24 protein-coding genes are annotated in these 26,788 nt (G+C 67.7%); 10 read left to right on the top strand and 14 right to left on the bottom strand.

From position 1 onward, the window contains the following. A partial coding sequence (locus QSG27_RS03655; RefSeq protein WP_306703790.1) for a murein hydrolase activator EnvC family protein occupies positions 1-568 on the top strand: 568 nt, incomplete at its 5' end. Here the strand turns inward: QSG27_RS03655 and QSG27_RS03650 are convergent. Beyond that, positions 525-1,382 (bottom strand): ATP-binding protein, encoded by an 858-nt coding sequence (locus tag QSG27_RS03650; protein WP_094302410.1) that lies wholly within the window; start codon positions 1,380-1,382, stop codon positions 525-527. The genes QSG27_RS03655 and QSG27_RS03650 overlap by 44 nt on opposite strands. An 886-nt stretch (positions 1,383-2,268) precedes the next feature. Between QSG27_RS03650 and QSG27_RS03645 the strand changes: the two genes are divergently transcribed. From QSG27_RS03645 to QSG27_RS03620, 6 genes are all read left to right on the top strand, one after another. Then, on the top strand, positions 2,269-5,025 hold the full coding sequence (locus tag QSG27_RS03645) for a glycosyltransferase (protein WP_306703789.1): 2,757 nt from the start codon (positions 2,269-2,271) through the stop codon (positions 5,023-5,025). A gap of 475 nt (positions 5,026-5,500) precedes the next feature. Beyond that, on the top strand, positions 5,501-6,208 hold the full coding sequence (locus QSG27_RS03640) for a hypothetical protein (protein ID WP_306703788.1): 708 nt from the start codon (positions 5,501-5,503) through the stop codon (positions 6,206-6,208). A 112-nt stretch (positions 6,209-6,320) separates the two neighbouring features. Continuing rightward, the gene (gene yajC / locus QSG27_RS03635; RefSeq protein WP_306703787.1) at positions 6,321-6,707 is read left to right on the top strand and encodes a preprotein translocase subunit YajC; all 387 of its coding nucleotides are present in this window, start codon (positions 6,321-6,323) and stop codon (positions 6,705-6,707) included. A 36-nt stretch (positions 6,708-6,743) separates the two neighbouring features. Continuing rightward, positions 6,744-8,342 carry a protein translocase subunit SecD gene (gene secD / locus QSG27_RS03630; protein WP_306703786.1) on the top strand — a complete coding sequence of 533 codons (1,599 nt, stop codon included), beginning with the start codon at positions 6,744-6,746 and terminating at the stop codon, positions 8,340-8,342. A gap of 11 nt (positions 8,343-8,353) precedes the next feature. Next, the gene (gene secF, locus QSG27_RS03625; RefSeq protein WP_306703785.1) at positions 8,354-9,307 is read left to right on the top strand and encodes a protein translocase subunit SecF; all 954 of its coding nucleotides are present in this window, start codon (positions 8,354-8,356) and stop codon (positions 9,305-9,307) included. A gap of 39 nt (positions 9,308-9,346) precedes the next feature. Next, positions 9,347-9,724: an Mth938-like domain-containing protein gene (locus tag QSG27_RS03620; protein ID WP_306703784.1), complete on the top strand. Its 378-nt coding sequence runs from the start codon at positions 9,347-9,349 to the stop codon at positions 9,722-9,724. A gap of 72 nt (positions 9,725-9,796) precedes the next feature. On the opposite strand, the gene QSG27_RS03615 is transcribed toward QSG27_RS03620, so the two are convergent. From QSG27_RS03615 to QSG27_RS03600, 4 genes are all read right to left on the bottom strand, one after another. Further along, entirely contained in the window at positions 9,797-10,402 is a 606-nt protein-coding gene (locus tag QSG27_RS03615) for a superoxide dismutase (protein WP_306703783.1), read from the bottom strand. 68 nt (positions 10,403-10,470) lie between these two features. Then, entirely contained in the window at positions 10,471-11,781 is a 1,311-nt protein-coding gene (hpnE, locus tag QSG27_RS03610; RefSeq protein WP_306703782.1) for a hydroxysqualene dehydroxylase HpnE, read from the bottom strand. A 9-nt stretch (positions 11,782-11,790) separates the two neighbouring features. Then, the gene (gene hpnD, locus QSG27_RS03605) at positions 11,791-12,711 is read right to left on the bottom strand and encodes a presqualene diphosphate synthase HpnD (RefSeq protein ID WP_306703781.1); all 921 of its coding nucleotides are present in this window, start codon (positions 12,709-12,711) and stop codon (positions 11,791-11,793) included. A gap of 45 nt (positions 12,712-12,756) precedes the next feature. Further along, positions 12,757-13,629, bottom strand: a complete 873-nt coding sequence (locus tag QSG27_RS03600; RefSeq protein ID WP_306703780.1) for a squalene/phytoene synthase family protein — start codon at positions 13,627-13,629, stop codon at positions 12,757-12,759. Between the two features lie 120 nt (positions 13,630-13,749). Between QSG27_RS03600 and QSG27_RS03595 the strand changes: the two genes are divergently transcribed. Beyond that, positions 13,750-14,604 (top strand): phytoene/squalene synthase family protein, encoded by an 855-nt coding sequence (locus QSG27_RS03595; RefSeq protein ID WP_306703779.1) that lies wholly within the window; start codon positions 13,750-13,752, stop codon positions 14,602-14,604. A gap of 32 nt (positions 14,605-14,636) precedes the next feature. Here QSG27_RS03595 and QSG27_RS03590 read toward each other — a convergent pair whose 3' ends face one another. From QSG27_RS03590 to uvrA, 5 genes are all read right to left on the bottom strand, one after another. After that, positions 14,637-16,697 (bottom strand): methyl-accepting chemotaxis protein, encoded by a 2,061-nt coding sequence (locus QSG27_RS03590; protein WP_306703778.1) that lies wholly within the window; start codon positions 16,695-16,697, stop codon positions 14,637-14,639. Positions 16,698-16,834: 137 nt separating this feature from the next. Then, a complete protein-coding gene (trmFO, locus tag QSG27_RS03585; protein WP_306703777.1) occupies positions 16,835-18,199 on the bottom strand; it encodes a methylenetetrahydrofolate--tRNA-(uracil(54)-C(5))-methyltransferase (FADH(2)-oxidizing) TrmFO in 1,365 nt (454 codons plus the stop codon). A 142-nt stretch (positions 18,200-18,341) separates the two neighbouring features. Further along, entirely contained in the window at positions 18,342-18,818 is a 477-nt protein-coding gene (locus tag QSG27_RS03580) for an SRPBCC family protein (protein WP_306703776.1), read from the bottom strand. Positions 18,819-19,019: 201 nt separating this feature from the next. Beyond that, positions 19,020-19,220, bottom strand: coding sequence for a hypothetical protein (locus QSG27_RS03575; protein WP_306703775.1), 201 nt, complete (start codon positions 19,218-19,220; stop codon positions 19,020-19,022). Between the two features lie 115 nt (positions 19,221-19,335). After that, positions 19,336-22,188 carry an excinuclease ABC subunit UvrA gene (gene uvrA, locus QSG27_RS03570; RefSeq protein ID WP_306703774.1) on the bottom strand — a complete coding sequence of 951 codons (2,853 nt, stop codon included), beginning with the start codon at positions 22,186-22,188 and terminating at the stop codon, positions 19,336-19,338. Between the two features lie 482 nt (positions 22,189-22,670). On the opposite strand from uvrA, the gene QSG27_RS03565 reads away from it, so the two are divergent. After that, on the top strand, positions 22,671-23,162 hold the full coding sequence (locus QSG27_RS03565) for a single-stranded DNA-binding protein (RefSeq protein WP_306703773.1): 492 nt from the start codon (positions 22,671-22,673) through the stop codon (positions 23,160-23,162). Positions 23,163-23,287: 125 nt separating this feature from the next. Here QSG27_RS03565 and QSG27_RS03560 read toward each other — a convergent pair whose 3' ends face one another. The 4 genes from QSG27_RS03560 to QSG27_RS03545 form a co-directional block, all read right to left on the bottom strand. After that, on the bottom strand, positions 23,288-23,740 hold the full coding sequence (locus QSG27_RS03560) for a hypothetical protein (RefSeq protein WP_306703772.1): 453 nt from the start codon (positions 23,738-23,740) through the stop codon (positions 23,288-23,290). Between the two features lie 138 nt (positions 23,741-23,878). After that, entirely contained in the window at positions 23,879-24,505 is a 627-nt protein-coding gene (locus QSG27_RS03555; protein WP_306703771.1) for a calcium-binding protein, read from the bottom strand. Positions 24,506-24,749: 244 nt separating this feature from the next. After that, positions 24,750-24,938, bottom strand: a complete 189-nt coding sequence (locus QSG27_RS03550; RefSeq protein ID WP_306703770.1) for a hypothetical protein — start codon at positions 24,936-24,938, stop codon at positions 24,750-24,752. 56 nt (positions 24,939-24,994) lie between these two features. Next, positions 24,995-25,147 (bottom strand): entericidin A/B family lipoprotein, encoded by a 153-nt coding sequence (locus QSG27_RS03545; protein ID WP_109069550.1) that lies wholly within the window; start codon positions 25,145-25,147, stop codon positions 24,995-24,997. A gap of 196 nt (positions 25,148-25,343) precedes the next feature. On the opposite strand from QSG27_RS03545, the gene QSG27_RS03540 reads away from it, so the two are divergent. Beyond that, positions 25,344-26,723, top strand: coding sequence for an MATE family efflux transporter (locus tag QSG27_RS03540; RefSeq protein ID WP_306703769.1), 1,380 nt, complete (start codon positions 25,344-25,346; stop codon positions 26,721-26,723). The last annotated feature ends 65 nt before the right edge of the window (positions 26,724-26,788 follow it).

Raw genomic sequence — 26,788 nt, 5'->3', positions numbered from 1 at the left:
ACCCGCCGTTCCGGAACCGGCGCCCGCGCCGCGCCCCGTCGAGGCTGTTCCGGTGCCGCCTCCGCAGCCCGCCCCCGCCCAGGAAATCGCCGCCGCCCCGCCGCCGCCGCCGAAGGCGGTGGAGGAGACCACGCCGCAGCGCGCCACCGGGCGTCTGCTGTGGCCGGTGAAGGGCAAGGTGATTTCGAGCTTCGGGCCGAAGCCGGACGGGCTGCACAACGACGGCCTGAACATCGCCGCCGCCAAGGGCGCCACGGTGGTGGCCGCCGACAACGGCGTGGTCGCCTACGCCGGCAACGAGCTGCGCGGCTTCGGGAACCTGTTGCTGGTGAAGCATTCGGACGGCTTCATCACCGCCTACGCCCATCTCGACCGCATCGATGTGGAGCGTGGCGTGGCGGTGAAGCGCGGGCAGGCCATCGGCACGGTCGGCCAGACCGGATCGGTGACGAGCCCGCAGCTTCATTTCGAACTGCGCAAGGGCAGCCAGGCGGTCGATCCGCGCGACCGCATGGAGCCGCGGGTCAGCGAAGGGGCTTCCCCAGGCGGCCAGCCAGGTCCTGGATGAACTGCCACGCCACCCGGCCGGAGCGGCTGCCGCGGGTCACCGACCATTCCACGGCCTCGGCCCGCAGTTGCTCCGCCGGAATGTCCAACCCGAAACGGGCGGCGTAGCCCTCGATCATCGCGAAATAGGTCGGCTGGTCGCAGTTGTGGAAGCCCAGCCACAGGCCGAAGCGGTCGGACAGGGACACCTTCTCCTCGACCGCCTCCGCCGGGTTGATGGCGGTGGACCGCTCGTTCTCGATCATGTCGCGCGGCATCAGGTGGCGGCGGTTGGAGGTGGCGTAGAACACGACATTCTCCGGACGCCCCTCGATCCCGCCTTCCAGCACGGCCTTCAGCGACTTGTAGTGCGCGTCGTCGTGGTCGAAGGACAGGTCGTCGCAGAACAGGATGAAGCGGCGCGGCTCGTCCTTCAGCCGGGCCAGCAGGCGGGGCAGGGTGGGGATGTCCTCGCGGTGGATTTCCACCAGGGCCAGCGTGCCGGGATGGTCCTGGGCCACCGCGGCGTGCACCGACTTCACCAGCGAGCTTTTGCCCATGCCGCGGGAGCCCCAGAGCAGGGCGTTGTTGGCCGGCAGACCGGTCGCAAAGCGGGTGGTGTTGTCCAGCAGGATGTCGCGCTGCCGTTCCACGCCGCGCAGCAGGCCGATCTCCACCCGGTTGACGGTGGGCACCGGTTCCAACCGGTCGGGATCGGCGTGCCAGACGAAGGCGTCGGCGGCGCCGAGGTCCAGCCGGCCCGGCGGCGGCGGGGCGAGCCGTTCCAGAGCCTCGGCGATGCGGGTGAGCAGGGGCAGCAATTGGGCGTCCGACATCATGTTCCCTTGCAGGCGTTTCTTCCGGTTTCGTTCCGCCGACCCTAACCCGCCGCCCCGGCGGCGGACAAGCAGGCGCGCTGCAACGCTGACGGGCCATCCACGCGGCACCCCCCCGGCCCTCATCCGCCTGATGCTCCGCCGCCTCCTCCGCCCCAACCGCAAGCGGCTTTCCTTACCGGATTTCTGAAACGGGCTTCGAAGGCCGTGCCGCTCCGGTGTTTGCACGGGCGGTGCCGGTTTGATTTGCACAACCAAATGCAGGTGTCCGTTCGTCATTCGATGCGGAGAGCCCCTGCGGCTGGAAAATCGACCCAAAAATGAGACGGACGCAGCGTTATCACTCGCTTGACCGGTTCGTCAAACAATGAAGAATACCCCCTCACATCTCCTATGTTATCAGAATATACAACAGTATCATTATTGATAACATTGGTAATGAAATGTGAATCGAGCCAACAAGGTAAATAAATGAAGTGGGGTCATGTTTTTCATTTTGGACTTTCATGGGTAAGGAAGAATCGACTATTATTTGTTTTGGGTTGTTCAAAATATTCAAGATGGAGATCATCCACCACGCCGAGGCTCGGTTCCATCGGGCGGGCGACGGGACCGCCACCCTGGTGTGCACTGATTTTGGCTTTGATCTGCTCCGAACGCTCGGTCGGATCGGTTGCGAGGCGTGGTTCGAAGCGGCATCCCGGCTATTTCGGCACCGTCGTGGTCAGCCGCAAGGCGCGTGGGGCGCCCTCTCCGCCGGGAAGCTCCTTGGCGAAAGCGGAGGGCGGACATCCTGCGCATGCAGACTTGAAAGCCGGTCCGGCGAAGTCCGGGCAAAGAAGAACGCGGAAGGCGACGAACAAGGCGAGCGGGCAAGCGGGCGATTATGGCTATAAACGGATGCATCGACCTTTTTCGAAACGGCGAATTGCACGGCTGGGTGTCCGGCGCAGGCGAGATGCCTTTGATTGTCGAGATCGATGGGAAATTTGCCGGCATCACGCGCGCCGACGTGGACCGTCCTGATGTCATCGAGGCGGGATACGCCTCCGGAAGCAGCGGTTTTGTCTTTGCCGTCCCGCCGGAGTTCATCGACGGCCAGGAGCATCAGGTCGTCGTGCGCGTGACCGGCCAGGAGGTGAAGATCGCAGGAAGCGTGATCCTCGCAGCGGATGTCCGGGCTCAACGGCACGGCGCTCGCGGTTCGCGGGCGGCGGTCGTCTGCTGGGACCTCGCGCACAATCCCGCCGGCCGCGCTTTTGTCCTGGCCCAACTTCTGGAAAGGCTGTTCGAGCGTGTTGACCTGATCGGTCCCTTGTTTCCGCGCTTTGGTCGTTCCGTATGGCCGCCATTGGCTCAACAGCCGAATCTGTCGATCGTTCACGCTCCGGTGGCGTCTTTCGAGGACTTGGCGAAGCTTGGAGACCGCGCCGAGGCGACCAAGTACGACTTCGTCCACATCTGCAAGCCGCGGTGGCCGAGCCTGTATTTGGGGTGGCGATTGGCGGTGCGGTCCCAGTGCCAGGTGGCGTTGGACATCGATGACCATGAGCTGTCGTTCTTTCCGGCCTCGAAGGGGAGCGAGGAGGCCGACGCCCTCTCGGTGCTGCGCAGGATCCGCCAAGGAGAGATCGAGCCCTACGAGATGGAGGGAACGGCGGCGTGCGAGGCATTGATCCGGTGTTTCCCGATGCGCACGGTCTCGAACGTGGCCCTGCAAAACCGCTTTGGCGGCACCATCATCCGCCACGCGCGCTCGGAAAGTGATTTCAATCCTTTGCGCTACGATCGGGACACCGTCCGCCGCAGCCTGGGGTACGGCTCAACCGACCGGGTGATTTCGTTCATCGGGACCGTGCGCAAGCACAAGGGCGTGCTCCCGTTGGCGAAGGCAATCGCCGCGATGGACGATCCCAGGGTCAAGCTGTGCCTGATCGGCCCGATCGAAGACCCCGACATGAGGAGCGAACTGAGGCGCCTCCTCGGCAGTGCGGTGGCCATCCACGAAGGCGTGTCCTTTTCGCGTTTGCCGTCGGTCGTCGTTGCCGCCGATCTGGTTGTCCTCCCCCAGGACGGTGCCTCCGGCATGGCGGCTTACCAGATCCCGGCGAAGATGACGGATGCCCTGGCGATGGGCGTGCCGGTCATCGTCGAGGACCTTCCTCCGTTTGCCGACCTGAAAGGTATCCCGGGCATCATCCTCAGGGAAAAACGGCCGTTGTTCATGCAGATCGCGGACGTGCTGGCCAACCTTCCCTCGCGGACAGCGGTGCGGGACGGCTTTCTGGCCGAGTTCAGCACGGCGCGCGTTGCCGAGCGGCTGGAGCATTGTTTGAGCACAGCCCCGGCTGCCGATGAAGAGGATCAACGGGCCGTCAGCGCGGCGATGCTGGGAGACGATGCGGCGCTGCCGTGTCCGGTCCAGGTTTGCGCACCCAGGGCCCTGCGCCGGCCTGGTCGAGACGTGGTGTTTCTTTGGAGGCAGAATGACAGCGGCTTGTTTGGGCGGCGCTCCGACATGATCGCAAAGTACCTTCTCAGAACCGGCGGTGCGGGCCGGATATTCCACTTTGATGCATCAATCGACCTCAACACCCTCAATCGTCTTGGAAACCACGCGCAGTCCCGATACAGCGCAAACCGCCTGATCTATGAAAATACACTCAGCCGGTGGCTTGGGCTGGCCGATGACTTCCTGACGAAGCGCTTCACTTACATTCACGACGAACGCGGCCGTTCCTTCATGGGGCAGGCTTTGCCGAGAAAAAGTGATTTGACGGAGATCTATCGAAAAACGTTTCAAAGCCATGGCGTGAGCCAGGAAGCACTTCTCTGGGTGTGCCCGGTCACGTTCGACTTCGAGCATATCGTTTCCGCACGCAGATTTACCCATGTCGCCGCCGATCTCATCGACGATCAGAGGGCATTTGACATAAGCGATGCATGTAAACTCAAGCTGCAAAGCAATTACGAAATCGTGCTGTCGGCGGCGGCCATGGTGTTTGCCAATTGTCACGGCGTGGTCAAGAATTTCATGCCGCTCATCAAATCGCCGGTTCATGTCGTCTCCAACGCCTCGGAGCGGTTGAGTCCGACGGCGCTCGACGCGATTGATCTGTTTCCAGGGGAGGACGTTCTTCGCATCGGCTATGTGGGAGACATGAGGGATCGCTTCGATGTCGAGGCGGTCAGCAAACTGGCCCAGGCCGATCCCCGCTATCGGATCGTGCTGGTCGGACCGACCGGGGGCAACCGCGTGGTGGAGGCGCTCGGGCGGAACCACAATGTGACGGTCACCGGGCCGCTGCGCTACGAGGTTGCTCGCCAAGTGGCTGCGGGATTTGACATCGCGATCGTGCCACATCTGCGCAACGCGCTCACCGAGACCATGAACCCCTTGAAAGTCTATCTGTTCGAGGCGCTCGGTCTGCCGGTCGTCGCGATTGGCATCGACAACATCGACCACGCCCCCTCGGACCTCACCGTCGTTCAGGACCACGAGACGTTCCTTCAGGCCGTCGCCGCCACGGCGGCGCGGATCCAGGAACGGATCGTCCGGTATGTGCCCAACGGTGGTGGTGTCTACTGGGACCACAACGTCGCGCAGATTTCGCGGATTCTCGATCATAGCCTGCAGGGATGACTTGGTGGCGATGCCGATCAAGCAGCATCGGATCATGAAGTCCGCGCAGGACTCGGCTTCAATGAAGTCCAGGCATTGCTGCCCGGGAAAACAGGGGGAGTCGCACCCCGTTGAACTGGCTTGGGAAATCGCCTGAATTCGAGCGATTCCTGATTCGGTTCGGCTGTCCGGCGGAGCCGTACCGGATACGTTCTTCACCATGTCAAAGAACCCTGTGGAGCCAAGGACCTCCCTTTTTCGAGCGGGTCCGGGATTTCGGTGGGTACCGTATCGCTCGCACGGCAGCGGCGATGCACGGGATCAGACCAGCCACCGCAGCCCCGGCCATCCCCATGCGTGGCAAACCCCATATGTGGCGCGCTTGCGGAGCGGGGAAGGGCGCCGCTATGGTGCCTTGAACGCGAAACAGGGGGCGATCATGCACGCTTTACGGCCCGCTACGGGATCGACCACCGCTCCGTTCCCTGATCCCCCCGTGGTGTCGGGAAACGCCGCCCATGTCCTGCACCGGCTGGAGGAAACGCCTTTGCAGGAGGACCCCTTCCCGCATCTCGTGGTTCCGGACGCCCTGCCGGCGGATCTCTACGCCCGCGCCGTCACCCACTGGCCGAGGTTCGAGGCGCTGGCCCAGTTGCAAATGGATACTCTTCCCCAGCGCTATCAGACGTTCCTGTCCGATCGCACCTTGGACGCCATGGGACCGGAGGCCGGGGCGGTGTGGAGGGAGGTGCGGGACTCCCTGTTCGGGCCGGAGACCCTGGTCCGGCTGGCGCCGCGCTTCCCTTCGCTGGCCGCCAAGCTGGAGTCCTTCGCGGCCCGCCCGCCCGTCGTCTATGCGCGGCTGGTGGAAGACCATGCCGGCCATGCCATGCTGCCCCACACCGACGTGTTCGGCACCTTCCTGTCCATGCTGCTCTACATGCCGGAGGACGGCAGCCGTCCGCATCTGGGCACGGCGCTGTACCGCCCCCGCGATCCGTCCTTCACCGCCCCCCTCCACCGTTCGACCGAGCGGTTCCCGCGTGAGGAGTTCGAACTGGCCGGCACGGCACCCTTCCTGCCGAACCATCTGCTGGCCTACGCGCCGTCCGACCGGTCCTTCCACGGGGTGGAGCCGGTGGAGGCGCCCTGCATGCGCCGCTTCCTGCTTCTCTTTGCCCTGATGGACAGCCGCGGGTCTTGAAGCCCGGCAGACGTACCCCTATTCCATTGCATCGACGGCCCGGACCGTTATAGTCGCCGCGTCCGCGAGCGCCCGCTGCGCCTTCGGAACCAAAACCACAGGGAGCCTCCAGATGTTCGTTTCGACGGCCTATGCACAGACCGCCGCGCCCGCCGCCGGTGGGGCCGACATGATCGTGCAGTTCCTGCCGCTGATTCTGATTTTCGTCGTCTTCTATTTCCTGCTGATCCGTCCGCAGCAGAAGAAGATGAAGGAACACAAGGGCATGCTGGAGGCCATCCGCCGCGGCGACCGCGTGGTGACCGGCGGCGGCATCATCGGCACCATCACCAAGGTCGGTCCCGACGACGAACTGCAGGTCGAGATCGCCGAGAACGTCCGCGTGCGCGTCCTGCGCTCCACCGTCAACCTCGTGCTGTCGAAGTCCGAGCCGGCCAAGGGCGCGCCCGCCGAGAAGGCCGACGAGAAGGCTGAAGAGAAGGTTGCGGACCGCAAGTAACGCGGCCCTCCGGTAGCGAACGGGACTGGTTTACGAATGCTGTATTTTCCGCGCTGGAAGATTTTTCTGATCGTCGCGATCTGCGTGCTCGGAGCCGTCGTCACGCTGCCGAACTTCCTCAGCCGCGAGACGCTGGCGTCACTGCCGGGCTGGTACGCGCACAACCGGATCAACCTCGGCCTCGACCTGCGCGGCGGGTCGCACCTGCTGCTGGAGGTGGACATGGGCGCGGTCATCCGTGACCGTGTCGAAGGTCTGGTCGATTCGGCGCGCACCCAGCTCCGCACCGACAACGTCGGCTACACGGCCATCAACGCGGGCGAGCGCGGCATCACCGTGCAGCTCCGCGACCCGGCGCAGGCCGACACGGCGGTGCGGGCGCTGCGCCAGCTCGCCAACACCATCGGCGGCGGCCCGCTGGGCGGCGGACAGCCGGACCTGGAGGTCGCCTCCAGCGGCGGCGCCGTCACCGCCACGCTCAGCGAGATCGCGCTGCGCGAGCGCGCCACCCAGGCGGTGGAGCAGTCCATCGAGATCGTGCGCCGCCGCATCGACGAGACCGGCGTCAACGAGCCGACCATCGCCCGCCAGGGCAGCGACCGCATCCTGGTCCAGCTTCCCGGCGTGGAGGACCCCGACCGCGTGAAGCGGCTTCTCGGCACCACCGCGAAGATGACCTTCCGGCTGGTCGACGTGAACGCCGACCCGACCGCGGGCCGCGCTCCTCCGGGCACCGACATCCTGCCCTCGGCGGAAGGCGGGCGGACCCAGACCGCCTACGTCATCCGCAAGAAGGTCGAGGTGGACGGCGCCAACCTGACCAACGCCACCGCGGGCAACAACCCGCAGACCGGCGAATGGGTGGTCAATTTCGAATTCGACAGCATCGGCGCCCGCCGCTTCGCCGACGTGACCCGCGCCAACGTCGGGCGGCCCTTCGCCATCGTGCTGGACAACAAGGTCATCAGCGCCCCGGTGATCCGCGAGCCGATCACCGGCGGACGCGGCCAGATCAGCGGCAGCTTCACCGCCGCCGACGCCAACGACCTCGCTGTCCTGCTGCGCGCCGGCGCCCTGCCGGCCCCGCTGAAGGTGATCGAGGAACGCACGGTCGGCCCCGACCTGGGCGCCGATTCGATCCGCGCCGGCCTGATGTCGGTGGTGATCGGCTTCGTGCTGGTCTGCGTCTACATGGTGGCGGCCTACGGCCTGTTCGGGGCCTTCGCCTGCTTGGCGCTCTTCATCAACATCCTGCTGACGATGGCCGCGCTGTCGATGCTGAACGCCACGCTGACCCTGCCGGGCATCGCGGGCATCCTGTTGTCGCTCGGCCTGTCGGTGGACGCCAACATCCTCATCAACGAACGCATCCGTGAGGAGGCGCGCAAGGGCCGGGGCGTGTTCGGGGCGATGGAGGCCGGCTTCGGCCGCGCCTATTCGACCATCATCGACTCCAACCTGACGACGGTCATCAAGATGGCGCTGCTGTTCATCTTCGGCACCGGCGCGATCAAGGGCTTCTCGGTCACGATCTCCTTCGGCATCCTGATCTCCCTGTTCACGGCGACGGTCCTCGTCCGCCTCATGATGGTCAGCTGGGTGCGCAACGCGCGGCCCGCGGCCCTGCCGGTCTGAGAGGTTTCCCCATGTTCCGGCTTCGTCTGGTTCCCGACGACACCAAGATCCCCTTCATGCGGGGCCGCTACGCCGGCCTGATCGTGTCGGCGCTGCTGTCGCTGGCGTCCATCGTCCTGTTCTTCCATCCCGGCCTGAACTACGGCATCGACTTCCGCGGCGGCATCGTGATCGAGGCGCGCACGCCGCAGGCCGCCGACTTCGCGTCGCTGCGCCACACGCTGAACCAGCTCGACATGGGGCAGGTGCAGTTGCAGGAGTTCGGCTCGCCGCAGGACGTGCTGATCCGGCTGGAGCGGCAGCCCGGCGACGACGCCGCCCAGCAGGTCGCCGCCGACAAGGTGCGCTCCACGCTGGCCAGCGCCGTCCCCGGCACCACCGTCCGCCGGGTCGAGGCCGTCGGCGCGTCGATCAGCGGCGAGCTGTTCTTCAACGGCATGTTGGCGCTCGGGCTCGCCATGGTGGCGATGCTGGTCTACATCTGGTTCCGTTTCGAATGGCAGTTCGGCGCCGGCGCGGTCGCCACGCTGGTGCTCGACGTGACGAAGATCGTCGGCTTCTACGCCATCACCGGCATGCAGTTCAATCTGACGGCGGTGGCGGCGATCCTCACGATCATGGGCTATTCGGTGAACGACAAGGTCGTCGTCTACGACCGCATGCGCGAGAATCTGCGCATCTACAAGAAGATGCCGCTGCGCGAGCTGATCGACCGCTCGATCAACGAGACGCTGAACCGCACGCTGGGCACCTCCATGTGCACCCTGCTGTCGATCCTGCCGCTGGCCTTCTTCGGTGGCGAGGCGTTGCAGGATTTCGGCATCGTGCTGATCTTCGGCATTTTCCTGGCGACCTCCTCGTCCATCTTCATCGCTGCCCCCATCTTGCTGTTCCTGGGCGAGAACCGGCTGCGCCGCAACGCACCGGCGGAAACCGCGGCTCCCGCCGCCAACCCGACGCCCTGAATCCGGCGCCCCGGGCGACACAACAGGAAGCGGACAAGCATGGCGGACATCACGCCGATCATCCCGTCGGACCGGCAGGTCATCGACGGGTACGGGGAAGGGCAGTTCTGCGTGTCCGGGCAGTGGCGCACGGGCGCCGTGGTGGTCCTTCCCGACCGCACGCAGCCCTGGCGGCCCCAGGGCTTCGCCGACCTGACGGCGGAGGACTTCGCCCCGGTCATCCAGGCGGAGCCGCGGGTGGAGTTCCTTCTGCTCGGTTCCGGCACGCGGATGCAGCTTCTGCCCAAGGCCCTGCGCCAGAGCCTGCGCGACGCCGGGCTGGTGGTGGAGGTGATGGACACCGGGGCGGCCTGCCGCACCTACAACGTCCTGCTGGCCGAAGGCCGGCGGGTGGGGGCGGCGCTCCTTCCGGTGTGAGCGGTTCCGAAGGCACCAACAAAAAAGGCCCCCGAAGCGGGGGCCTTTTCCGTTCTGGCGATCCGCGACGGATCAGGCCGGGGCCTTCGACAGGCGCTCGGCCACGAACTCCCAGTTCACCAGGCTCTCCAGGAACGCCTTCACGAAGTCCGCGCGGCGGTTCTGGTAATCGACGTAGTAGGCGTGCTCCCACACGTCGGCGGTCAGCAGCGGGAAATGGCCCTGGGCCAGCGGGGTGTCGGCGTTGGAGGTCTTGGTGACCTTCAGCTTGCCGCCCTCCACGTACAGCCACGCCCAGCCCGAGCCGAACTGGGTGATGGCGGCGTTCGAGAACTCCTCCTTGAACTTGTCCACGCTGCCGAAGTCGGCGATCAGGCGCTTCTCAAGCTCGCCCGGGATGGCGCCGCCACCGTTCTTCTTCATGCTCTGCCAGTAGAAGGTGTGGTTCCACACCTGACCGGCGTTGTTGAAGAGGCCGGCCTTGGAGGCGTCGCCGTAGCTCTGCTTGATGACGTCTTCCAGGCTGGCGTCGGCCAGCGGGCTGTCCTTCGTCAGGTTGTTCAGGTTGGTGACGTAGGTCTGGTGGTGCTTGTCGTGGTGCAGGTGGAGAGTCTGCGACGACATGAACGGCTCCAGAGCGTCATACGCGTACGGGAGCGGCGGCAGTTCGAACGCCATTGAGTTACCCTCTCTTCTTGAATTGTCCCATCTCGGCCCGAGCCTTGCGGCGCAGCGCCTCCGTCCGCTCAAATAGGCCCCCGGCGCGGCAAAGTGAAGGCTGGAAAAAGGCCGAGGCGCGAAAAGGTGGTATTTTTTGAGTTCAACACCGCCCGAGCGGAGAATTCGCCGGACCGCACCGCACCTTCGAGGGTGGCCGGCAGCCCCATGTTCGTCCAATCGCCGGCCAGAACGAGGTTTTTCAGGGCCGTCCGAGGGCCGGGACGATTCGCCGCATGGACAGGGGACTGGTCCGGAGTCGCCCGGCGCTCCTTGACGATTCGGCAGGGCGGCAGGGCGGCTCCGGGCGTGCCCAGCGCCTTGGCGGCGTCGCGCCACAGGGTCGCGGCGACCGACTCGGCGGGTTGCCCAGCCAGGGCGTCGGCGTCGCTGACCGTCACCGACAGCACGTCGCCCCGCCGGAACAGCCAGTCCGCCGTGCCGCCCACCAGCCCCAGGAAGGGCAGGCCGCCGGGAAGCTCCGGTGCCGGATCGGGGAGTCGGAAATGGGCGTTGACGATGGCCCGCCCGGCGGCAGGGACCGGCATGTCCGGCAGCAGGCGCCCGGCGATCCAGGCCGGCACCGCCAGGATCACCGCATCGCTCCCGGCCAGCGGGACGCGCGCGCCGTCCACCGACAGGGCGGCGACCCGGCCGCCCTCCTGGTCCAGACCGTCCACCCGGGCGCCGAGGCGCAGGTCGGCTCCCTGCCGCTCAAGCCACGCCACGGCGGGGTCCACCAAGGCGGCGGACAGGCCCTTCTCCGCGAACAGGGGCCGGCAGGCGGCTTCGCCGCGCAACAGCGTTTCCCGCAGCACGGCGCCGAACAGGCGGGCGGACACCCGGTCCGGCGCCCCATTCATCACCGACACGGCCAGCGGGCGCCACAGCCGCTCGTACAGCGGCCCGCCGGTGGGCAGGGCGTCGGCCACCGTCGCCCCGGGACGGGCGGTGAGGGTGCGCAGGGCGGCGAGGTAATCGGCGGGGCGGCTGCCCGGCACGCGCCGCGCCCCGTCGAACAGCCACAGCCCGCCGGGCCGCAGGCACCAGCGCTCGCCGTTGCCCAGGTCGAGGAAGGGGAAGGCGGCGGGGCGAAGCGCGGTCAGGGCGTTACTGGCGCCGATCCGCTCCAGATAGCCGAGCAGCGCCCGGTTGCCGCTGAGCGCCAGATGGCTGCCGTTGTCCACCACCCGGTCCAGCGTGGCGTCGTAAAAGGAGCGGCAGCGTCCCCCCGCCTGCGGAGCGGCCTCGTACAGGACGACGCGCCGCCCGGCCTCGGTCAGGCGAACGGCGGCGGACAGGCCGGACAGACCGGCGCCGACGATGTGGACGGTGCCCAAGGACGCCCGTCAGGCGGCGGGCGGGTAGCCGAGCGCGCAGCGCACGGCCACCAGGGCGCATTCGCGTTTGCCGACCCGCACCCGCCGGTCGAGATCCCGCCAGCCGCGGGCCCGCAGCCGCACCAGAAGCCGGTGGTACAGCACCATCATGGCGACCGCCGCCCACAGCGACCCACGCCGTCCGGCGGACTGCCCTTCGGCCAGCGCCCGCCGCGCTTCGGCGAAGCGCTCCTCGGCGAGGTCGGCCAGCGCCTCGCAGGCTTGGGGCAGGTTGGGGTGGGCGAGAACCCCGGCGGGGTCCGAACTGCCGATTCCGGCATCGTCCAGCAGCTCGCGCGGCAGGTAGAGGCGTCCGATTCCGGCATCCTCCGTCAGGTCGCGCAGGATGTTGGTCAGTTGCAGCGCCTCGCCCAACGCCAGGGCGAAAGCCTCGGTGGAGGCGTCGGCCCGGTCGAACACCCGGATCGCCAGCATGCCCACGGCTCCGGCCACGCGGCGGCAGTAAAGCCGCAGGGTCGGCAGCGCCGGGCCGGTCATGCCGCCGCTTTGCCCATCGGCGGGAATGTCCATCGCCATGCCGTCGATCAGCGCTTCCAGTTCGCCGCGCGGCAGGCCGTAGCGCTCGATGGCGCCCTTCAGCGCCGCCCCCAGGGAGCTGGACGGAGCGCCGCCGCCATAGAGGCCGCGGATTTCCCGTCTCCAGGCGTCCAGGGCGGCCCGCTTCTCCGCCGGCTCGCCGGGTTCGTCCGCAATGTCGTCGATTCGCCGGCAGTAGGCGTAGATGGCGAACATCGCCGCCCGCTTGGAGCGGGGCAGAAGCAGCATCGGCCAGTAGAAGGTGCTGCCCGACCGCCCGGTCACCGCCGCCGCCGCGGCAGCCGGACTTCCGGCGGTGTCGCTCTGCGTCGAGTCCAGCGATGGCTGCGGCATACGTCGGTCCTGTGTCGGGTCGGTCTGGGGGCGGGGGAGGGGAGTCTATTTGCTCCCGATGGCGCGCGCCAGTCCGCGTGCGGTGGCGAACAGCTTGTGATGCGTGCCCAGCACCACCCGCTTCTTCAGCGGGTCGCGGGTGCGCAGCCGCTGCGCCAGCGATTCGGCGAGGCTGAGGATCACCGACGCCTCCATCCGCAGGCCCCGGTGCTGGATCAGGCCGGGCAGGGGGGCGGCGCGCTCCAGCAGCCGTTCGGTGTGCTCCAGCGTGCGGTCGAAGATGGCGCGCAGCTTGGCGTCGCTCTCCGTCTCCACCAGCCGCTCGACGCTGATGGCCGAGTCGTCGAACCAGACCAGCGGAATGTAGCAGCGCCCGAGCTGGGTCCAGTCGTCCCGGCAATCCTGAAGATGGTTCAGCACCTGCAAGGCCGTGCACAGCGCGTCCGAGGCCGGTCCGGCGGCCACCCCCTCGCCATGCAGATCCAACAGATAGCGCCCGACCGGGTTGGCCGAGAAGCGGCAGTAGAGCAGCAGGTCGCTCCAGCTGTGGCAGCGCGCCCCCACCGCGTCGCGCCGGAAGGCGCGCAGAACCTGCCGGGGGTGGCGGTCGCTGACCCCCGTCGCCTGCAGGCTGGCGCGCAGGTCCAGCGCCGGCTTCAGGTAGGCGTGCTTGGCCTGACCGGTGGTCAGGGAGCGCTCCAGCGCCTCCAGATAGGCGAGCTTGGTCTCCGGTTCGAGATCGGGATCGTCGGCGATGTCGTCGCCCAGCCGGACGAACCGGTAGAAGGCCATGACGTGCGGCCTGAGATGCTTGGGGAGCAGGCGCGAAGCGACCGGAAAATTCTCCGAGTCCGCGTCCTTGCGGGCGACCGGGCTGGGTTTGCGGGGCTTGGTGGGGGCGATGTTGAAATCGGCCATAGTTCCGCCTGCTGCGCGTCGGGGCTGGTGTGGAGAGCCTGTCTGCCTAATATAAGGCGCAAGCGGGCTTTGCCCCGCTTCCAAACTGTGCCACCCCCATTTTTCCAGAACAGGCATCACATGGCGAAGGCGACCCCCGACCTGTCCTATTGCGGACGGGAGGTGCGGAAATATGACAACGACCGCTTCCTGACCTGCCTCTTTGCCCCGACTGAGCATCGCGAATCGCTGTTCGCCCTCTACGCCTTCAACCTGGAGATCGCCAAGACCCGCGAGGTGGTGACCGAACCGGTGCTGGGCCAGATGCGGCTGCAATTCTGGCGCGACGGGCTGGACAAGGTCTATGGGGGCGGCGCCGTGCCCAAGCACGCGGTGATGGAGCCGCTGGCCGCCGCCGTCCGGGAAGGCGGGCTGAGCCGCAGCCTGTTCGAACGGCTGATCGACGCACGGGAAGCCGACCTGGACGACACGCCACCGGCCAACCTGTCCTGCCTCGTCAATTACGCGGAAGTCACCGGCGCGCCGCTCGTCCAGCTCGCGCTGGAGAATCTGGGGGTGAAGGATGCCGGCGCGGCGGAGGCCGGACGGCAGGCCGGGATCGGCTATGCGTTGGCCGGCATCGTCCGGGCGGTGCCCTTCCTCGCGCGCCAGCACCGCCAGCTTCTCCCCGCCGACCGGATGGAGGCGCACGGCGCCAAGCCGGGCGACCTGTTCGAACTGCGCTCCACAGCGGAATTGCGGCCCGTGGTGCGGGAGGTGGCGGAGGCCGCCCGCGACCATCTGGCCAAAGCCCGCGCGCTTCGCCGCTCCGTGCCGCGCGCCGCTCTGCCGGCCCTGCTGCCGGCGGTGCTGGCCGGGCTGCATCTGGACGCGCTGGAACGGGAAGGCAACGACCCCTTCGCGGCGCGCGTGCTGATGCCGCACCCGCTGCGCCACGCCAAGCTGGTCTGGGCGGCGCTGCGCGGGCGTTACTGAGAGAGGGGGGCGCTGCCGCCCCCCCCCAACGGTCAGGCGGCGCGGATCATCGTCACGAAGCGCTCCACCTCCTGACGGAGCTGGTCGGCCTCCCGCGACAGGTCGCCGGCGGCGTTGAGCGCCTGATCGGCCATGGAGCCGGTGGAGCCCGCCGCCTGCGTCACCCCGCCGATGTTGGTGGACACCGCGGCGGTGCCCATCGACGCCTGCTGGACGTTGCGGCTGATTTCCTGGGTGGCGGCGCCCTGCTGCTCCGCGGCGGCGGCGATGGCGGTGATCGTCTCGTTGATGCCGATGATGCTCCGCCCCACCGCCTGGATCACGCTGACCACCGCGCCGCTGACGGTCTGCATGTCGGCGATCTGCCGGGAAATGTCCTCCGTCGCCTTCGCGGTCTGGTTGGCGAGGTTCTTCACCTCGCTGGCCACGACGGCGAAGCCCTTGCCGGCCTCGCCCGCGCGGGCCGCTTCGATGGTGGCGTTGAGCGCCAGCAGGTTGGTCTGGCCGGCGATGCCCTGGATCAGGTTCACCACGTCGCCGATCTTCTGCGCGGCGGAGGCCAGCCCTTCCAGCGTGCTGTTGGTGCGCTCCACCTCGGCGACCGCTTCCGTCGCCATCTGGGAGGAACGCCCGATGCGCTCGTTGATTTCGCGGATCGAGCAACTCAGCTCCTCCGCGGCGGCGGCCACCGTCTGCACGTTCTGGCTCGCCTCCGCGGCGGCGGTGGACACGGCGGCGGCCTGACGGTCGGTCTGCGTGGCGATGGCGGACAGGTTCTGCGCGGTGGAGCGCATCTCCCCCGCCTGATCGGACACGTTGCGCACGACGCCACCCACCGACGCCTCGAACCGGCTGGCGATCTCCGCGAGGTCGCGCTTGCGGCGTTCCTCGGCGCGCTGCTCCTCGCGGCGGCGCTCCTCCTCCAGGCCGGCCATGCGGATGGCGTTGTCCTGGAAGAGCTTGAGCGCCTTGTTGATGGCGCCGATCTCGTCGGCGCGGTCGGTGTCGGCGATGACCACGCTGCGGTCACCGGCGACCACGGCGTTCAGCGTGGCGATGGTCCGGCGCAGCGGCACCCCGATGATGCTGCGGCTGGCGATCAGCAGCGCGGCCACCAGGGCGGCCAGCAGGACCAGCCCGCCGGCGATGGTGGCGTTGCGCAGATCGCGGACCGGCGCGTCGATCTTGTCGAGCGGCAGGTTGACGAGCAGGGACCAGGGCGTCTGTGTTCCGATAACGGTCACCGGGATGAAGAGCTGCTTCACGGGCTGCCCCTCGGCGACCGAGACCTGTTCGAAGCCTTTGCCGGAGCGGATGGCCGGCTTGGCGGCGTCCATCGCCGGGTTCACCTTCCCGATCGGCTGCCCCATCTGCTCGGCGTCGGGATGACCGGCCCAGACGCCGTCGTTCGAGATCAGTTGGACGGACCCGCTGTCGAAGGGCTTCACCGTCTTCAGCATGGACCAGATGCCGTCGGTGGACAGATCCACGCCGGCCACGCCGATGACCCGGCCGTTCTCGACGATCGGAACGGCCATGGAGACCATCAGCACCTTGCGGCCCGCGACCTCGTAGGAATAAGGCTCCACCACCATGGCGCGCCCGCTGCGCTTCGGGGCTTGGTAATAGATCCCGTCGGGGCCCGGATCCTCATAGCCGACGAGGGATTCCAGCGCGACCTTGCCGGACGCGCGGTTCCAATAGGGGATGAAGCGCCCCGAGGCGTCGGAGCCCGGTTTGCCGGTGAACTCCGCGTCGCGGCCGTCCAGAGCGTTGGGTTCCATCCCCACCCACACGCCGAGGAAATCCGGATTGGCCTCGGCCACGCCCTTCAGCCAGCCGGAAAGCTGCTCGCGGTCGGCGCGGCCCGCGGCCTTGAGGCTGACCAGGGAGGTCGCGACGAAGCGGCCGACCTCCATCGCATTGTCCAGGCGGGCATGCACCATCTCACCGTAGCGGTGGCCGAGCTGTTCACCGCTCTTGAGCGCCAGGGCTTCGATGTCGGAACCACTTTTGGTGGTAAGGGCCGCAACCCCTACCGCCAGGGCAAAGACGGTGACCATCACGATGACGATCACCTGTTTGACAACCAATGATTTTGTTCGAATCATATACCAGACCCGCCGTAAGACTATCCCGTTCTTGGAGGGAAAGTGTTTCACGACGTTGGTTAAGTGTCACTTATGACCTTTATTATAGTTTTATGATATCCGTCCGAGTCGCCCGGGGTTCAAGCGGCGACACCGGGTGCGGCCTTTAGCCACTCCCCCAGATCCTCCATGGCGCGGCGGGTGTAGGCCAGCTTGCGGTCGCGCCCGCGGATGCGCTCGTCCACCGGCGGGAACAGGCCGAAATTGACATTCATCGGCTGGTAGGTGTCCGCGTTGGCACCGCCGGTGATGTGGCCGAGGATGGCCCCCAGCGCGGTGGTGGCCGGCGGAGCGGACGGCTCCCCGCCCAGCCGCTCGGCGGCGGCGAAGCGTCCGGCCAGCAGGCCGACGGCGGCGCTTTCCACATAACCCTCGCAGCCCGTCACCTGTCCGGCGAATCGGATGCGCGGCTGCGCCTTCAGCCGGAGCGCGCCGTCCAGAAGGCGCGGGCTGTTCAGGAAGGTGTTGCGGTGCAGGCCGCCCAGCCGGGCGAACTCCGCCTTTTCCAGGCCGGGAATCATGCGGAAGATCCGCGCCTGTTCGGCGTGGCGCAGCTTGGTCTGGAAGCCGACGAGGTTGTAGAGCGTGCCCAGCGCGTTGTCCTGGCGGAGCTGCACCACCGCGTAGGGGCGGCGTTCCGGCTTGTGCGGGTTGGTGAGTCCGACCGGCTTCATCGGGCCGTAGCGCAGCGTGTCCACCCCGCGCTCCGCCATCACCTCGATGGGCAGGCAGCCTTCGAAATAGGGGGTGTTCTTCTCCCACTCCTTGAAATCGGTCTTCTCGCCGGCGATCAGAGCGTCGATGAAGGCGCGGTACTCGTCCTTCTCGAAGGCGCAGTTGATGTAATCCTTGCCGGTGCCGCCGGGGCCGGGCTTGTCGTAGCGCGACTGGAACCACGCCTTGGACAGGTCCACGCTCTCCAGATAGACGATGGGGGCGATGGCGTCGAAGAAGGCCAGCGACTCCTCGCCCGTGAAGGACCGGATCGCCTCGGCCAGCGGCGGGGAGGTGAGGGGGCCGGTGGCGATGACGACGCTGTCCCATTCCTCCGGCGGCAGGCCCGCCACCTCGCCGCGCTCCACGGTGATGAGCGGATGTCCGGTGATCGCTTCGGTCACGGCGCCCGCGAAGCCGTCGCGGTCCATGGCGAGCGCGCCGCCCGCCGGCACCTTGTGCGCATCGGCGCAGCGCAGGATCAGCGAGCCGCAGCGCCGCATCTCCTCATGCAGCAGCCCGACCGCGTTGTACTCCGCATCGTCCGACCGGAAGGAGTTGGAGCACACCAGTTCGGCCAGCTTGTCCGTGCTGTGCGCTTCGGTCGGGCGGACAGGCCGCATCTCGTGCAGCACCACGGGCACGCCGCGCGACGCGAGCTGCCAGGCGGCCTCGGAACCGGCGAGGCCGCCGCCGATGACGTGAACGGGGGAAAGGGACGTGTCGACCATATCAGCAGCTTTCACAAAGTTGCCGAACAAGTAGACCGTCATCGTTCCGGCGGCAAGGCCAACCCGGACCGCGGCGCGGAATCGCGAACACGATCGCCCCCACGTTCCGGCGATCGTGTTCGCTGCGCCGAGAGGCGGTGATTTACCGGGAGGCGAGCTTCTGCTTCAGGCCATCGAAGCCGGAGGTGAAAATGCCCGAGATCGCCTTGCGTGTTTCCTCGTCGCTGGCGCCGTTGGAGGTGTAGCGCGCCTTCCACACGACGCGCGTGCCCTTGCCGGCGGGTGCCGCCGACAGGGAGGCCGAGTAGTCCTTGACCGGCAACGGGCTGGCCAGGATCGAGTACCGGATGCGGTGGCTGCTGGCGGAGGAGGAGAGCAGGCGCTCCTCGATCGCGCCGCCGCCCTTGAGGGCCAGCACGCGCTCCTGCGCACCGTCCCTCTGCCGCAAGGTGCAGCTTTCCACCGCCGGGTGCCAGGCGCCGACGTTGCAGAAGGGACCGATCTGTTGCCACACCTTGTCCACGGGGTAAGGCAGGGTGACCGATTCCGTGACTTCGACGGCCATGGCCGGGCTTGCCAGCGCGATCAGCATGGCGGCGACCGCGATCAGGGTGCGCATGGGTTTCCTCCGTTTTTCGGCTGTTCCGGCGCGCGTCATGGAATCGCGCGCCTTGAAAGCGTAGCCGAGCGGGGAGGGCTTGAAACCTGTACGTTGGTAGGACGGAGCGCCGGGTCCGGCGGGGCGGGTGGGCATCCACCAAGACAAAGGCCGGTCCCGCCCTTGCGGAACCGGCCATTTCTCTTTGGACGGCGTGCGCCCTTACTCGGTCTTGGTCGTCGTCGAGCGCTCGGTGGTGGTCGAGCCGCTGACCGGCGGCGTGGTCAGCGTGGAGCCATAGCCGGGCGAGGTGGTGGTCGTGGTGGTCGTGGTGCTGCTGGTGGTGTCGTCGGTCCCGCAGGCGCTGACCAGCAAGGCCGCGCCGAAGGCCAGCGCCACACCGGACATCATGGTCCTGGACATGCTCCGTCTCCATCCTGATTGGCGAAAGATGGAATAGGAACGCGCGTCCGCGGGCTTTGTTTCCGGGGCAAAAAATGGACCGGAGAAAAGGGCTGGGGATGCCCCCGGCCCGTCTTCACGCCCTCTTCCGGCTTTTCGGCTTCGCCTTCAGGTAGGGGGCCAGATACTGGCCGGTGTAACTCCGGGCGACCTTCGCCACGTCTTCCGGGGTGCCCTCCGCGACGATCTCGCCGCCGCCGGTGCCGCCTTCGGGGCCGAGGTCGATGATCCAATCGGCGGTCTTGATGACCTCCAGATTGTGCTCGATCACCAGCACCGTGTTGCCCTGGTCCACCAGCGCGTGGAGCACCTCCATCAGCTTCTCCACGTCGGCGAAATGCAGGCCGGTGGTCGGCTCGTCCAGGATGTAGAGCGTGCGGCCGGTGGCGCGGCGGCTCAATTCCTTGGACAGCTTCACGCGCTGCGCCTCGCCGCCGGACAGGGTGGTGGCGGGCTGGCCGATGTGGATGTAGCCGAGGCCCACCCGCTCCAGCGTCTCCAGCTTGTCCCGGATGCCGGGCACGGCCTTGAAGAACTCCTTGCCCTCCTCGACCGTCATGTCGAGCACGTCGGCGATGGTCTTGTCGCGGTAGGTGACCTCCAGGGTCTCGCGGTTGTACCGCTTGCCGTGGCAGACGTCGCAGGTGACGTAGACGTCAGGCAGGAAGTGCATCTCGATCTTGATGACGCCGTCGCCCTGGCACGCCTCGCAGCGCCCGCCCTTCACGTTGAAGGAGAAGCGTCCGGGGCCGTAGCCGCGGGCCTTCGCCTCCGGCAGGCCGGCGAACCAGTCGCGGATCGGGGTGAAGGCGCCGGTGTAGGTGGCGGGGTTCGACCGCGGGGTGCGCCCGATGGGCGACTGGTCGATGTCGATGACCTTGTCGAGATGCTCCAGCCCGAGGAGTTCGTCGTGTTCCGCCGGATGCTCGCGCGCACCCATCAGCTTGCGCGCCACCGCTTTGTAGAGCGTCTCGATGATGAGGGTGGACTTGCCGCCGCCCGACACGCCGGTGACGCAGGTGAAGGTGCCCAGCGGGATGCGCGCCGAGACGTTCTGAAGGTTGTTGGCGCGGGCGCCCTTCACCTCCAGGAACTGGTCCTTGTGGCCGGGACGGCGCTGGTCGGGGACCGGCACGAAGCGGGTGCCGGTGAGGAACTGGGCGGTGACGCTGTCGGGGTTGGCCTGCACCTCCGCCGGGGTGCCCTGGGCGACCACGGTGCCGCCGTGCTGGCCGGCGCCGGGACCCATGTCCACCAGATAGTCGGCGGTGCGGATGGCGTCCTCGTCATGCTCCACCACGATCACGGTGTTGCCGAGGTCGCGGAGCCTTTTGAGGGTGGCCAGCAGCCGGTCGTTGTCGCGCTGGTGCAGGCCGATGGATGGCTCGTCCAGCACATAGAGCACGCCGGTCAGGCCGGACCCGATCTGCGAGGCGAGGCGGATGCGTTGGCTCTCGCCGCCGGACAGCGATCCGGAGCCGCGGCTGAGCGTCAGATACTCCAGCCCCACCGCGTTGAGGAAGCCGAGCCGCTCGTTGATCTCCTTCAGGATGCGGTAGGCGATCTCCTTGTCCTTCGGGCGCAGATGGTCGTTCAGCGTGCTGAACCACGCCGCCGCGTCGGCGATGGACATTTCCGCCGCCTGGGAGATGTGCTGGCCGTGCACCTTCACGGCCAGCGCCTCCGGCTTCAGGCGGGCGCCCTTGCAGGTCTCGCAGGGCTGGGAGGACTGGTACTTGGACAGCTCCTCCCGCATGTAGGCGCTTTCCGTCTCGCGATAGCGGCGCTCCAGGTTGTTGACGATGCCCTCGAAGGGCTTGTGCGTCTGGTAGCTGCGCAGCCCGTCGTCGTAGGTCATCGTGATCGGCGCGCCGTCGGAGCCGTAGAGGATGGTCTGGCGGACCGTCTCCGGCAGCGTCTCCCACGGCGTGTCCATGGCGACGCCGAAATGCTGGGCGATGCTCTCCAGCGTCTGCACGTAATACTGGGAGGAGGAGCCGGCCCAGGGGGCGATGGCGCCCTTCTTCAGCGACAGCCGCTCGTCCGGCACGACCAGCATGGGGTCGAAGTAGATCTTGCTGCCCAGCCCGTCGCAGGCCGGGCAGGCGCCGAACGGGTTGTTGAAGGAGAACAGCCGCGGTTCGATCTCCGGGATCGTGAAGCCGGACACCGGGCAGGCGAATTTCTGCGAGAAGACGGTCTGCTCGTGCGACTCGGCGTTCTCGACGAAGACGATGCCGTCGGCGAGGCCGAGCGCCGTCTCCAGCGAATCGGCCAGACGGTTGCCCAGCCCCTCGCGCACGACGATGCGGTCCACCACCACGTCGATGTCGTGCTTCAGCTTCTTGTTGAGCGCCGGAACCTCGTCGATCTCGTGCATCGCGCCGTCGACGCGGACGCGCTGGAAACCGCGCTTGCGGAGGTCCTGGATCTCCTTCCTGTACTCGCCCTTGCGGCCCCGGATGAGCGGCGCCAGCAGCAGCAGGCGCGTGCCCTCCGGCATCGCCAGGATGCGGTCGACCATCTGGCTGACCGTCTGGCTTTCGATGGGCAGGCCGGTGGCCGGCGAATAGGGGATGCCGACCCGCGCCCAGAGAAGGCGCATGTAGTCGTAGATCTCCGTCACCGTGCCGACGGTGGAGCGCGGATTCTTGGAGGTCGTCTTCTGCTCGATGGAGATGGCCGGCGACAGCCCCTCGATCGAATCGACGTCCGGTTTCTGCATCAGCTCCAGGAACTGGCGCGCGTAGGCCGACAGGCTCTCGACGTAGCGCCGCTGGCCTTCCGCGTAGATCGTGTCGAACGCCAGCGAGGACTTGCCCGATCCCGACAAGCCGGTGATGACGATCAACTCGTCCCGAGGCAGATCGACATCGACGTTCTTGAGGTTGTGCTCCCGCGCGCCGCGGACACTGATGTGCTTGTTCATGGAGTGTTCTTAGCCGAAACGGGTGGGGAAGGGAAGCCGCCAGAGAAGATCCAGGAAGGGCGTTGAAGCCCGGACAGATATGTGCCACGCGCAGGCGCATTGCCACCAGCGCGCGTTCGTTTCCATCCGTGCGGGCCGTGCGGGCCGTGCGGGGTGTGGGCCGCCCATGGGAATGCAGGGGAACCGCCAAGGAAACTGTTTGCACCGCGGACTCTCCCTGCTATATTTGTTCATGGAGTGTTCTCTTTCGCGCGGGCCGGGCGGGTGTGACCGGGCGGAAGAGGCGAAGCGCTCCGGTGGCGGCGGTTGACCCGTGCCTGTCCCCCGTGCTTTGTGAGGCGCGGGCGGGGCAGGGGACATGGACCGATCCATGAATCAAACCGGCCCTGCGAACAGACATCCCCGGTATCCGGACGCCCTTCCGCCGGGCGCCCGAACGGGTCGGATGGGGTACCGGGAACCCGCGCTAGGAGACACGTGCGATGAATGTATGGACGTTTACGGGGCGCCTCGGCGCGGATGGCGAGCTTCGCTCCACGCAGAGCGGCGAGAAGGTTCTGGGCTTCCGCGTCGCCAACGACGTCGGATTCGGCGACCGCAAGACCACGCAGTGGGTGGACTGCTCCATCTGGGGCCGCCGTGCGGAGGCGCTGGCGCCGCACCTGACCAAGGGCAAGGCCGTGGTCATCTCCGGCGAGGTGACGATCCGCGAGTTCGAGAAGCGTGATGGCACCCGCGGCGCCGGCCTGTCGGTGCGTGTCAACGAGATCGACTTCACCGGCGGCGCCCGCGAGGGTGAAGGCGGCGGCGGTTACGGCGGTGGCGGCGGCGGTTACGAATCGCGCGGCGGCAGTGGCGGTGGTGGCGGCGGCTACGGCGGCGGCGGCGGTGGCTATGGTGGCGGTGGTGGTGGACGCAGCGGCGGCGGCGCCCCGCCCAAGCACGACGATCTGGACGACGAAATTCCGTTCTGAAGCGCACGGGAATTCGTCGCCCGGTTCTTGTCAGCCCGGTTAAGTGTGAGGGAGGGGGTGTTGTCCCCTCCCTACCTGCCGTTGCCCGCTCAACCGGATCGGCAGTCCGGTGGCAAAGCCTCCGCTCAGCGCGGGGCGGTGGCGCGGTTCCAGTTGGTGGCGTTTGCCGGATCGCCGGGGAGAGGGGTGAGGACCGGGACCGCGGCGGCGGGCGCGGCGAACAGCGCGTCGAATTGATCCGCCGTCATGCCGGTGAGCACCAGCGCCTGCCGCTCGCCCGAATAGCGCAACTGGCTGGATTCCAGCGTCACATGACGCTTTACCGGGTGGACCGGCGCGCCGCTTGCCACGACGAGCTGGACCGGTTCGCGGTCGGGTGTGAGGACGACGTCCTCCACGGCACCCAGGATGCGGTTTTCCGGGATGGATTGCACCGTCAGCCCGACCAGCTCCAGCGGCGACATCCGCGCCATGGGCCGTTGCGGGTCGCCGGTCTCCGCGCAGGCGCCGAGCGCGGCCAGCGCGCAGACCGCCAGCAGCCGGATGGCGGGGCGGGGGGTGGGACGTGGATGGTTCATGCGTGGGCTCCTCCGTCGCGTGGGCAAGGCTATAACGCGGCAGCGGAGCGGCGGGACCGTGGGAGGAACGGAAAAGGGCGCGGCCAGCCGCGGCCACGCCCCTTGCGCCGTCAGACCCTCATGCCCGCGGTACTTCGTTCAGGTGAACACATAGTCCCGTCCGGAGACCAGACCGACCGCGTCCACGGTCAGCGACGACCCGTCGCGGAAGCCGAAGGCCGTGCCGGTGGCGGTTGTGGAGACGGTCAGGTCGGCGGCGGCGAAGCCGCGGAACTCGATCCGGTCGGTCCCCGCCTCGAAATAGCCGACGTCGTCCGTCCCGAAGCCCCCCGCCACCACGTCGAAGCGGAAGATGTCCGTAGCACCGTCGTGGTAGCTGACCATGTGGTCGTTGCCGGCACCGGGCAGGAAGATGTCGGACCCGTCGTCGCGCAGCGTGTCGATCAGCCAGTCGTCGCCGGTGTTGCCGACCAGCGTGTCGTCGCCGCGCCCGCCCTTCACCGTGTCGTTGCCCGACCCGCCGTCCAGCCAGTCGTCGCCGGCCCCGCCGAAGAGCTGGTCGTCGCCCTGGCGCCCGTGCATGTGGTCGTCGCCCGGATCGCCGGCGTAGGGATCGCCCAGCCAATCGTTCCCAAGCCCGCCGTCCAGGGAGTCGTTGCCGAGACCGCCGGACAGCGAATCGTTCCCTCCGTTGCCATAAACGGTGTCGGCGGAGTCGGTGCCGAGATAGCGTTCGGCGGCGCTGGTTCCCGAAAACCTGGCCATGATTGCCTCTCCTCATTGGTTAAAGAATTGTTAACATCGAGGCGGAGAGAGGAAAAGGTGAAAAAACACTTAACGCCGTTCCGCCGAATTTTGCCACGGTCCCTTGGCTGTTGTTGCCCTTGTGTTTCGGTGTTGTTTCCAGATTCGAATCTTCGACTTCCAGGTACGGGTGTCGGGGGCATGAAAAAAGGCCGGCGCTCTGTGGCGCCGGCCTTTCCTGACGATGGTCGCCGTGTCCGGCGCCTTACGCCTGGGTCGGCGACGGCATGCCGGGGACCGGCTGCTCCGCCGGCGGCGGCATTTCAGGCGGCGTGTCCGGGTTCGGGGGAACGGGGTAGGGGTCCGGCGTGGTCGGACGGTCCGGCTGGGGCGTGCTCGGGGTGGTCGGAGGCGGCACTTCGGTGGGGCGCTCCGGCTTCATGGGGTCGCTCATGCGGATTGCTCGTTCTGGTTTAACGGATTGGGGTTTGAACGGAATGGGGCCGCGCGTCACTCGGCGGCGCGTTCGACGGCCCGTCCGCCTGCCTGGACGTCCTGCCCGGCTCCTTCGATGGTGTTGCAGCCGGCCAGCAGGGCCGCGAAGGTCAGAACGAAACTGGCGAGGGCGATCTGGCGGACGGGGAACGGCATGGCGCGGCTCATGATCCCGAACTCCTCAATGGATGCTGTTGTCTCGTCAACGCGGCGCCGCGGGCGTTGGTTCCGGTCCGTTCGGCGGATTTGCAACAGGGCGGAAGGAGAATCCGCCGCCACTTGACGTGGTACGCCGCAAGGTCAAGATGGCCGGCTCCGCCCGCGGCGGGGACGACCTTTCAAAAGAACCACCGGCACCGTTGTTATGACCGAACGCGCGATTCCCGCCCTTCGCCTGACCGACCGTCTGCGCACCCACGCGGGCGACCTGCTGCGGCTGGCGGCCCCGGTGATCGTCTCGCGCGCCGGGCTGGTCGTCATGATGGCGGTGGATACGGCCATCGTCGGCCGCTACAGCGCGCAGGAACTGGCCTATTACGGGCTGGCCCATCTGCCGGCCAACCTGCTGGTCACCACCGGGGTGGGGCTGATGATGGGCGTGGTCGCGGTGACCGCCCACGCCCTGGGCGCCGGTCAGGACGCGGAGTGCGGGCGGGCCTGGCGCCGGTCCGTTCCCTACGCCCTGCTGCTGGGCATCCTGTTCGCCCTGGCCTCGCTGGCCGGGGAGCCCTTCTTCCGCCTGACCGGCCAGTCGCCGGACCTGGCGGCGGGCGGCGGGGAGGTGATGGCGGTGCTGGGCTACGGCATGCCGGGCATGATGCTGTACGTTGCCACCGGCTTCTTTCTGGAGGGGCTGAAACGGCCCGTGCCGAGCATGGTGGCGATGATCCTGGGCAATCTGGCGAACGCCCTGCTGGCCTGGGCGCTGGTCTGGGGGTACGCCGGATTCCCCGCGATGGGGGCGGTCGGGTCGGCCTGGGCGACCACCGCGGTGCGCTGGGCCATGGGGCTGGGCCTCGTCCTCTACGCCTGGAGCATGAGCGACCACGCGCGCTGGGCGGTGCGGGAGCCGGTCCGCGACTGGTGGCGCGGCAGCCGGAAGCAGCGCCATCTCGGCTACGCCGCCGGGGTCAGCCTGGGGGTGGAGAGCGGGGCCTTCGCCACGCTGGGGCTGTTCGCCGGGATGATCTCGCCGTTGGCGCTCGGCGCCTACACGGTCGGGCTGAACCTGACGGCTCTGCCCTTCATGGCGGCGGTCGGGCTGGGCTCGGCCACGGCGGTGCGGGTGGGGGTGGCCTATGGCCGGCGCGACCCGCTGGACATGGCGCTGGCCGGCTGGACCGGGCTGGGCGTCACCAGCCTGATCCTGGCCGGAGTCGGGGTTCTGTACCGCTGGATGCCGGAAACGCTGGCCTCGATTTACAGCGCCGACCCCGCGCTGATTGCCGCAGTCGCCCCGCTGATCGCCTTCACCGCCTGGGTCCTGGTGGCGGACGGCGGACAGACGGTGATGGCGAACGCGCTGCGCGGGCGCGGCGACGCCTGGGTTCCCACCGCCTTGCACTTCATCTCCTACGCGGTGGTGATGATTCCGGTGTCGGCCTTGCTCGCCTTCGGACTGGAGCGCGGCGCCCGCGGTCTTTTTGAGGGAATTCTGATCGCCAGTGTGGTATCCGTGACCGTCCTTTCGCTGCGCTTCGCGCTGTTGAGCCGCCCCCGGCCAGCAAAGGCCGAAGGCCGTTGACCTGCATAAGGCCAAAGAACGTTGGACCGCCGGAGCGTTGTGTGCACATGCGAAAGCTGATAGGA

Source organism: Azospirillum isscasi (assembly GCF_030849505.1).
Taxonomy (GTDB): Bacteria; Pseudomonadota; Alphaproteobacteria; order Azospirillales; family Azospirillaceae; genus Azospirillum; species Azospirillum isscasi.
This window is presented reverse-complemented; position numbering and strand designations above follow the sequence as displayed.

What these genes read in the sequence shown, in the direction of transcription:
- QSG27_RS03650 (WP_094302410.1), bottom strand. Translation starts at nt 1,382, where the DNA reads ATGTCGGACGCCCAATTGCTGCCCCTGCTCACCCGCATCGCCGAGGCT.
- QSG27_RS03645 (WP_306703789.1), top strand. Translation starts at nt 2,269, where the DNA reads ATGGCTATAAACGGATGCATCGACCTTTTTCGAAACGGCGAATTGCAC.
- yajC (WP_306703787.1), top strand. Translation starts at nt 6,321, where the DNA reads ATGTTCGTTTCGACGGCCTATGCACAGACCGCCGCGCCCGCCGCCGGT.
- secD (WP_306703786.1), top strand. Translation starts at nt 6,744, where the DNA reads ATGCTGTATTTTCCGCGCTGGAAGATTTTTCTGATCGTCGCGATCTGC.
- secF (WP_306703785.1), top strand. Translation starts at nt 8,354, where the DNA reads ATGTTCCGGCTTCGTCTGGTTCCCGACGACACCAAGATCCCCTTCATG.
- QSG27_RS03620 (WP_306703784.1), top strand. Translation starts at nt 9,347, where the DNA reads ATGGCGGACATCACGCCGATCATCCCGTCGGACCGGCAGGTCATCGAC.
- QSG27_RS03615 (WP_306703783.1), bottom strand. Translation starts at nt 10,402, where the DNA reads ATGGCGTTCGAACTGCCGCCGCTCCCGTACGCGTATGACGCTCTGGAG.
- hpnD (WP_306703781.1), bottom strand. Translation starts at nt 12,711, where the DNA reads ATGCCGCAGCCATCGCTGGACTCGACGCAGAGCGACACCGCCGGAAGT.
- QSG27_RS03600 (WP_306703780.1), bottom strand. Translation starts at nt 13,629, where the DNA reads ATGGCCGATTTCAACATCGCCCCCACCAAGCCCCGCAAACCCAGCCCG.
- QSG27_RS03595 (WP_306703779.1), top strand. Translation starts at nt 13,750, where the DNA reads ATGGCGAAGGCGACCCCCGACCTGTCCTATTGCGGACGGGAGGTGCGG.
- trmFO (WP_306703777.1), bottom strand. Translation starts at nt 18,199, where the DNA reads ATGGTCGACACGTCCCTTTCCCCCGTTCACGTCATCGGCGGCGGCCTC.
- QSG27_RS03580 (WP_306703776.1), bottom strand. Translation starts at nt 18,818, where the DNA reads ATGCGCACCCTGATCGCGGTCGCCGCCATGCTGATCGCGCTGGCAAGC.
- QSG27_RS03575 (WP_306703775.1), bottom strand. Translation starts at nt 19,220, where the DNA reads ATGTCCAGGACCATGATGTCCGGTGTGGCGCTGGCCTTCGGCGCGGCC.
- uvrA (WP_306703774.1), bottom strand. Translation starts at nt 22,188, where the DNA reads ATGAACAAGCACATCAGTGTCCGCGGCGCGCGGGAGCACAACCTCAAG.
- QSG27_RS03565 (WP_306703773.1), top strand. Translation starts at nt 22,671, where the DNA reads ATGAATGTATGGACGTTTACGGGGCGCCTCGGCGCGGATGGCGAGCTT.
- QSG27_RS03560 (WP_306703772.1), bottom strand. Translation starts at nt 23,740, where the DNA reads ATGAACCATCCACGTCCCACCCCCCGCCCCGCCATCCGGCTGCTGGCG.
- QSG27_RS03555 (WP_306703771.1), bottom strand. Translation starts at nt 24,505, where the DNA reads ATGGCCAGGTTTTCGGGAACCAGCGCCGCCGAACGCTATCTCGGCACC.
- QSG27_RS03550 (WP_306703770.1), bottom strand. Translation starts at nt 24,938, where the DNA reads ATGAGCGACCCCATGAAGCCGGAGCGCCCCACCGAAGTGCCGCCTCCG.
- QSG27_RS03545 (WP_109069550.1), bottom strand. Translation starts at nt 25,147, where the DNA reads ATGAGCCGCGCCATGCCGTTCCCCGTCCGCCAGATCGCCCTCGCCAGT.
- QSG27_RS03540 (WP_306703769.1), top strand. Translation starts at nt 25,344, where the DNA reads ATGACCGAACGCGCGATTCCCGCCCTTCGCCTGACCGACCGTCTGCGC.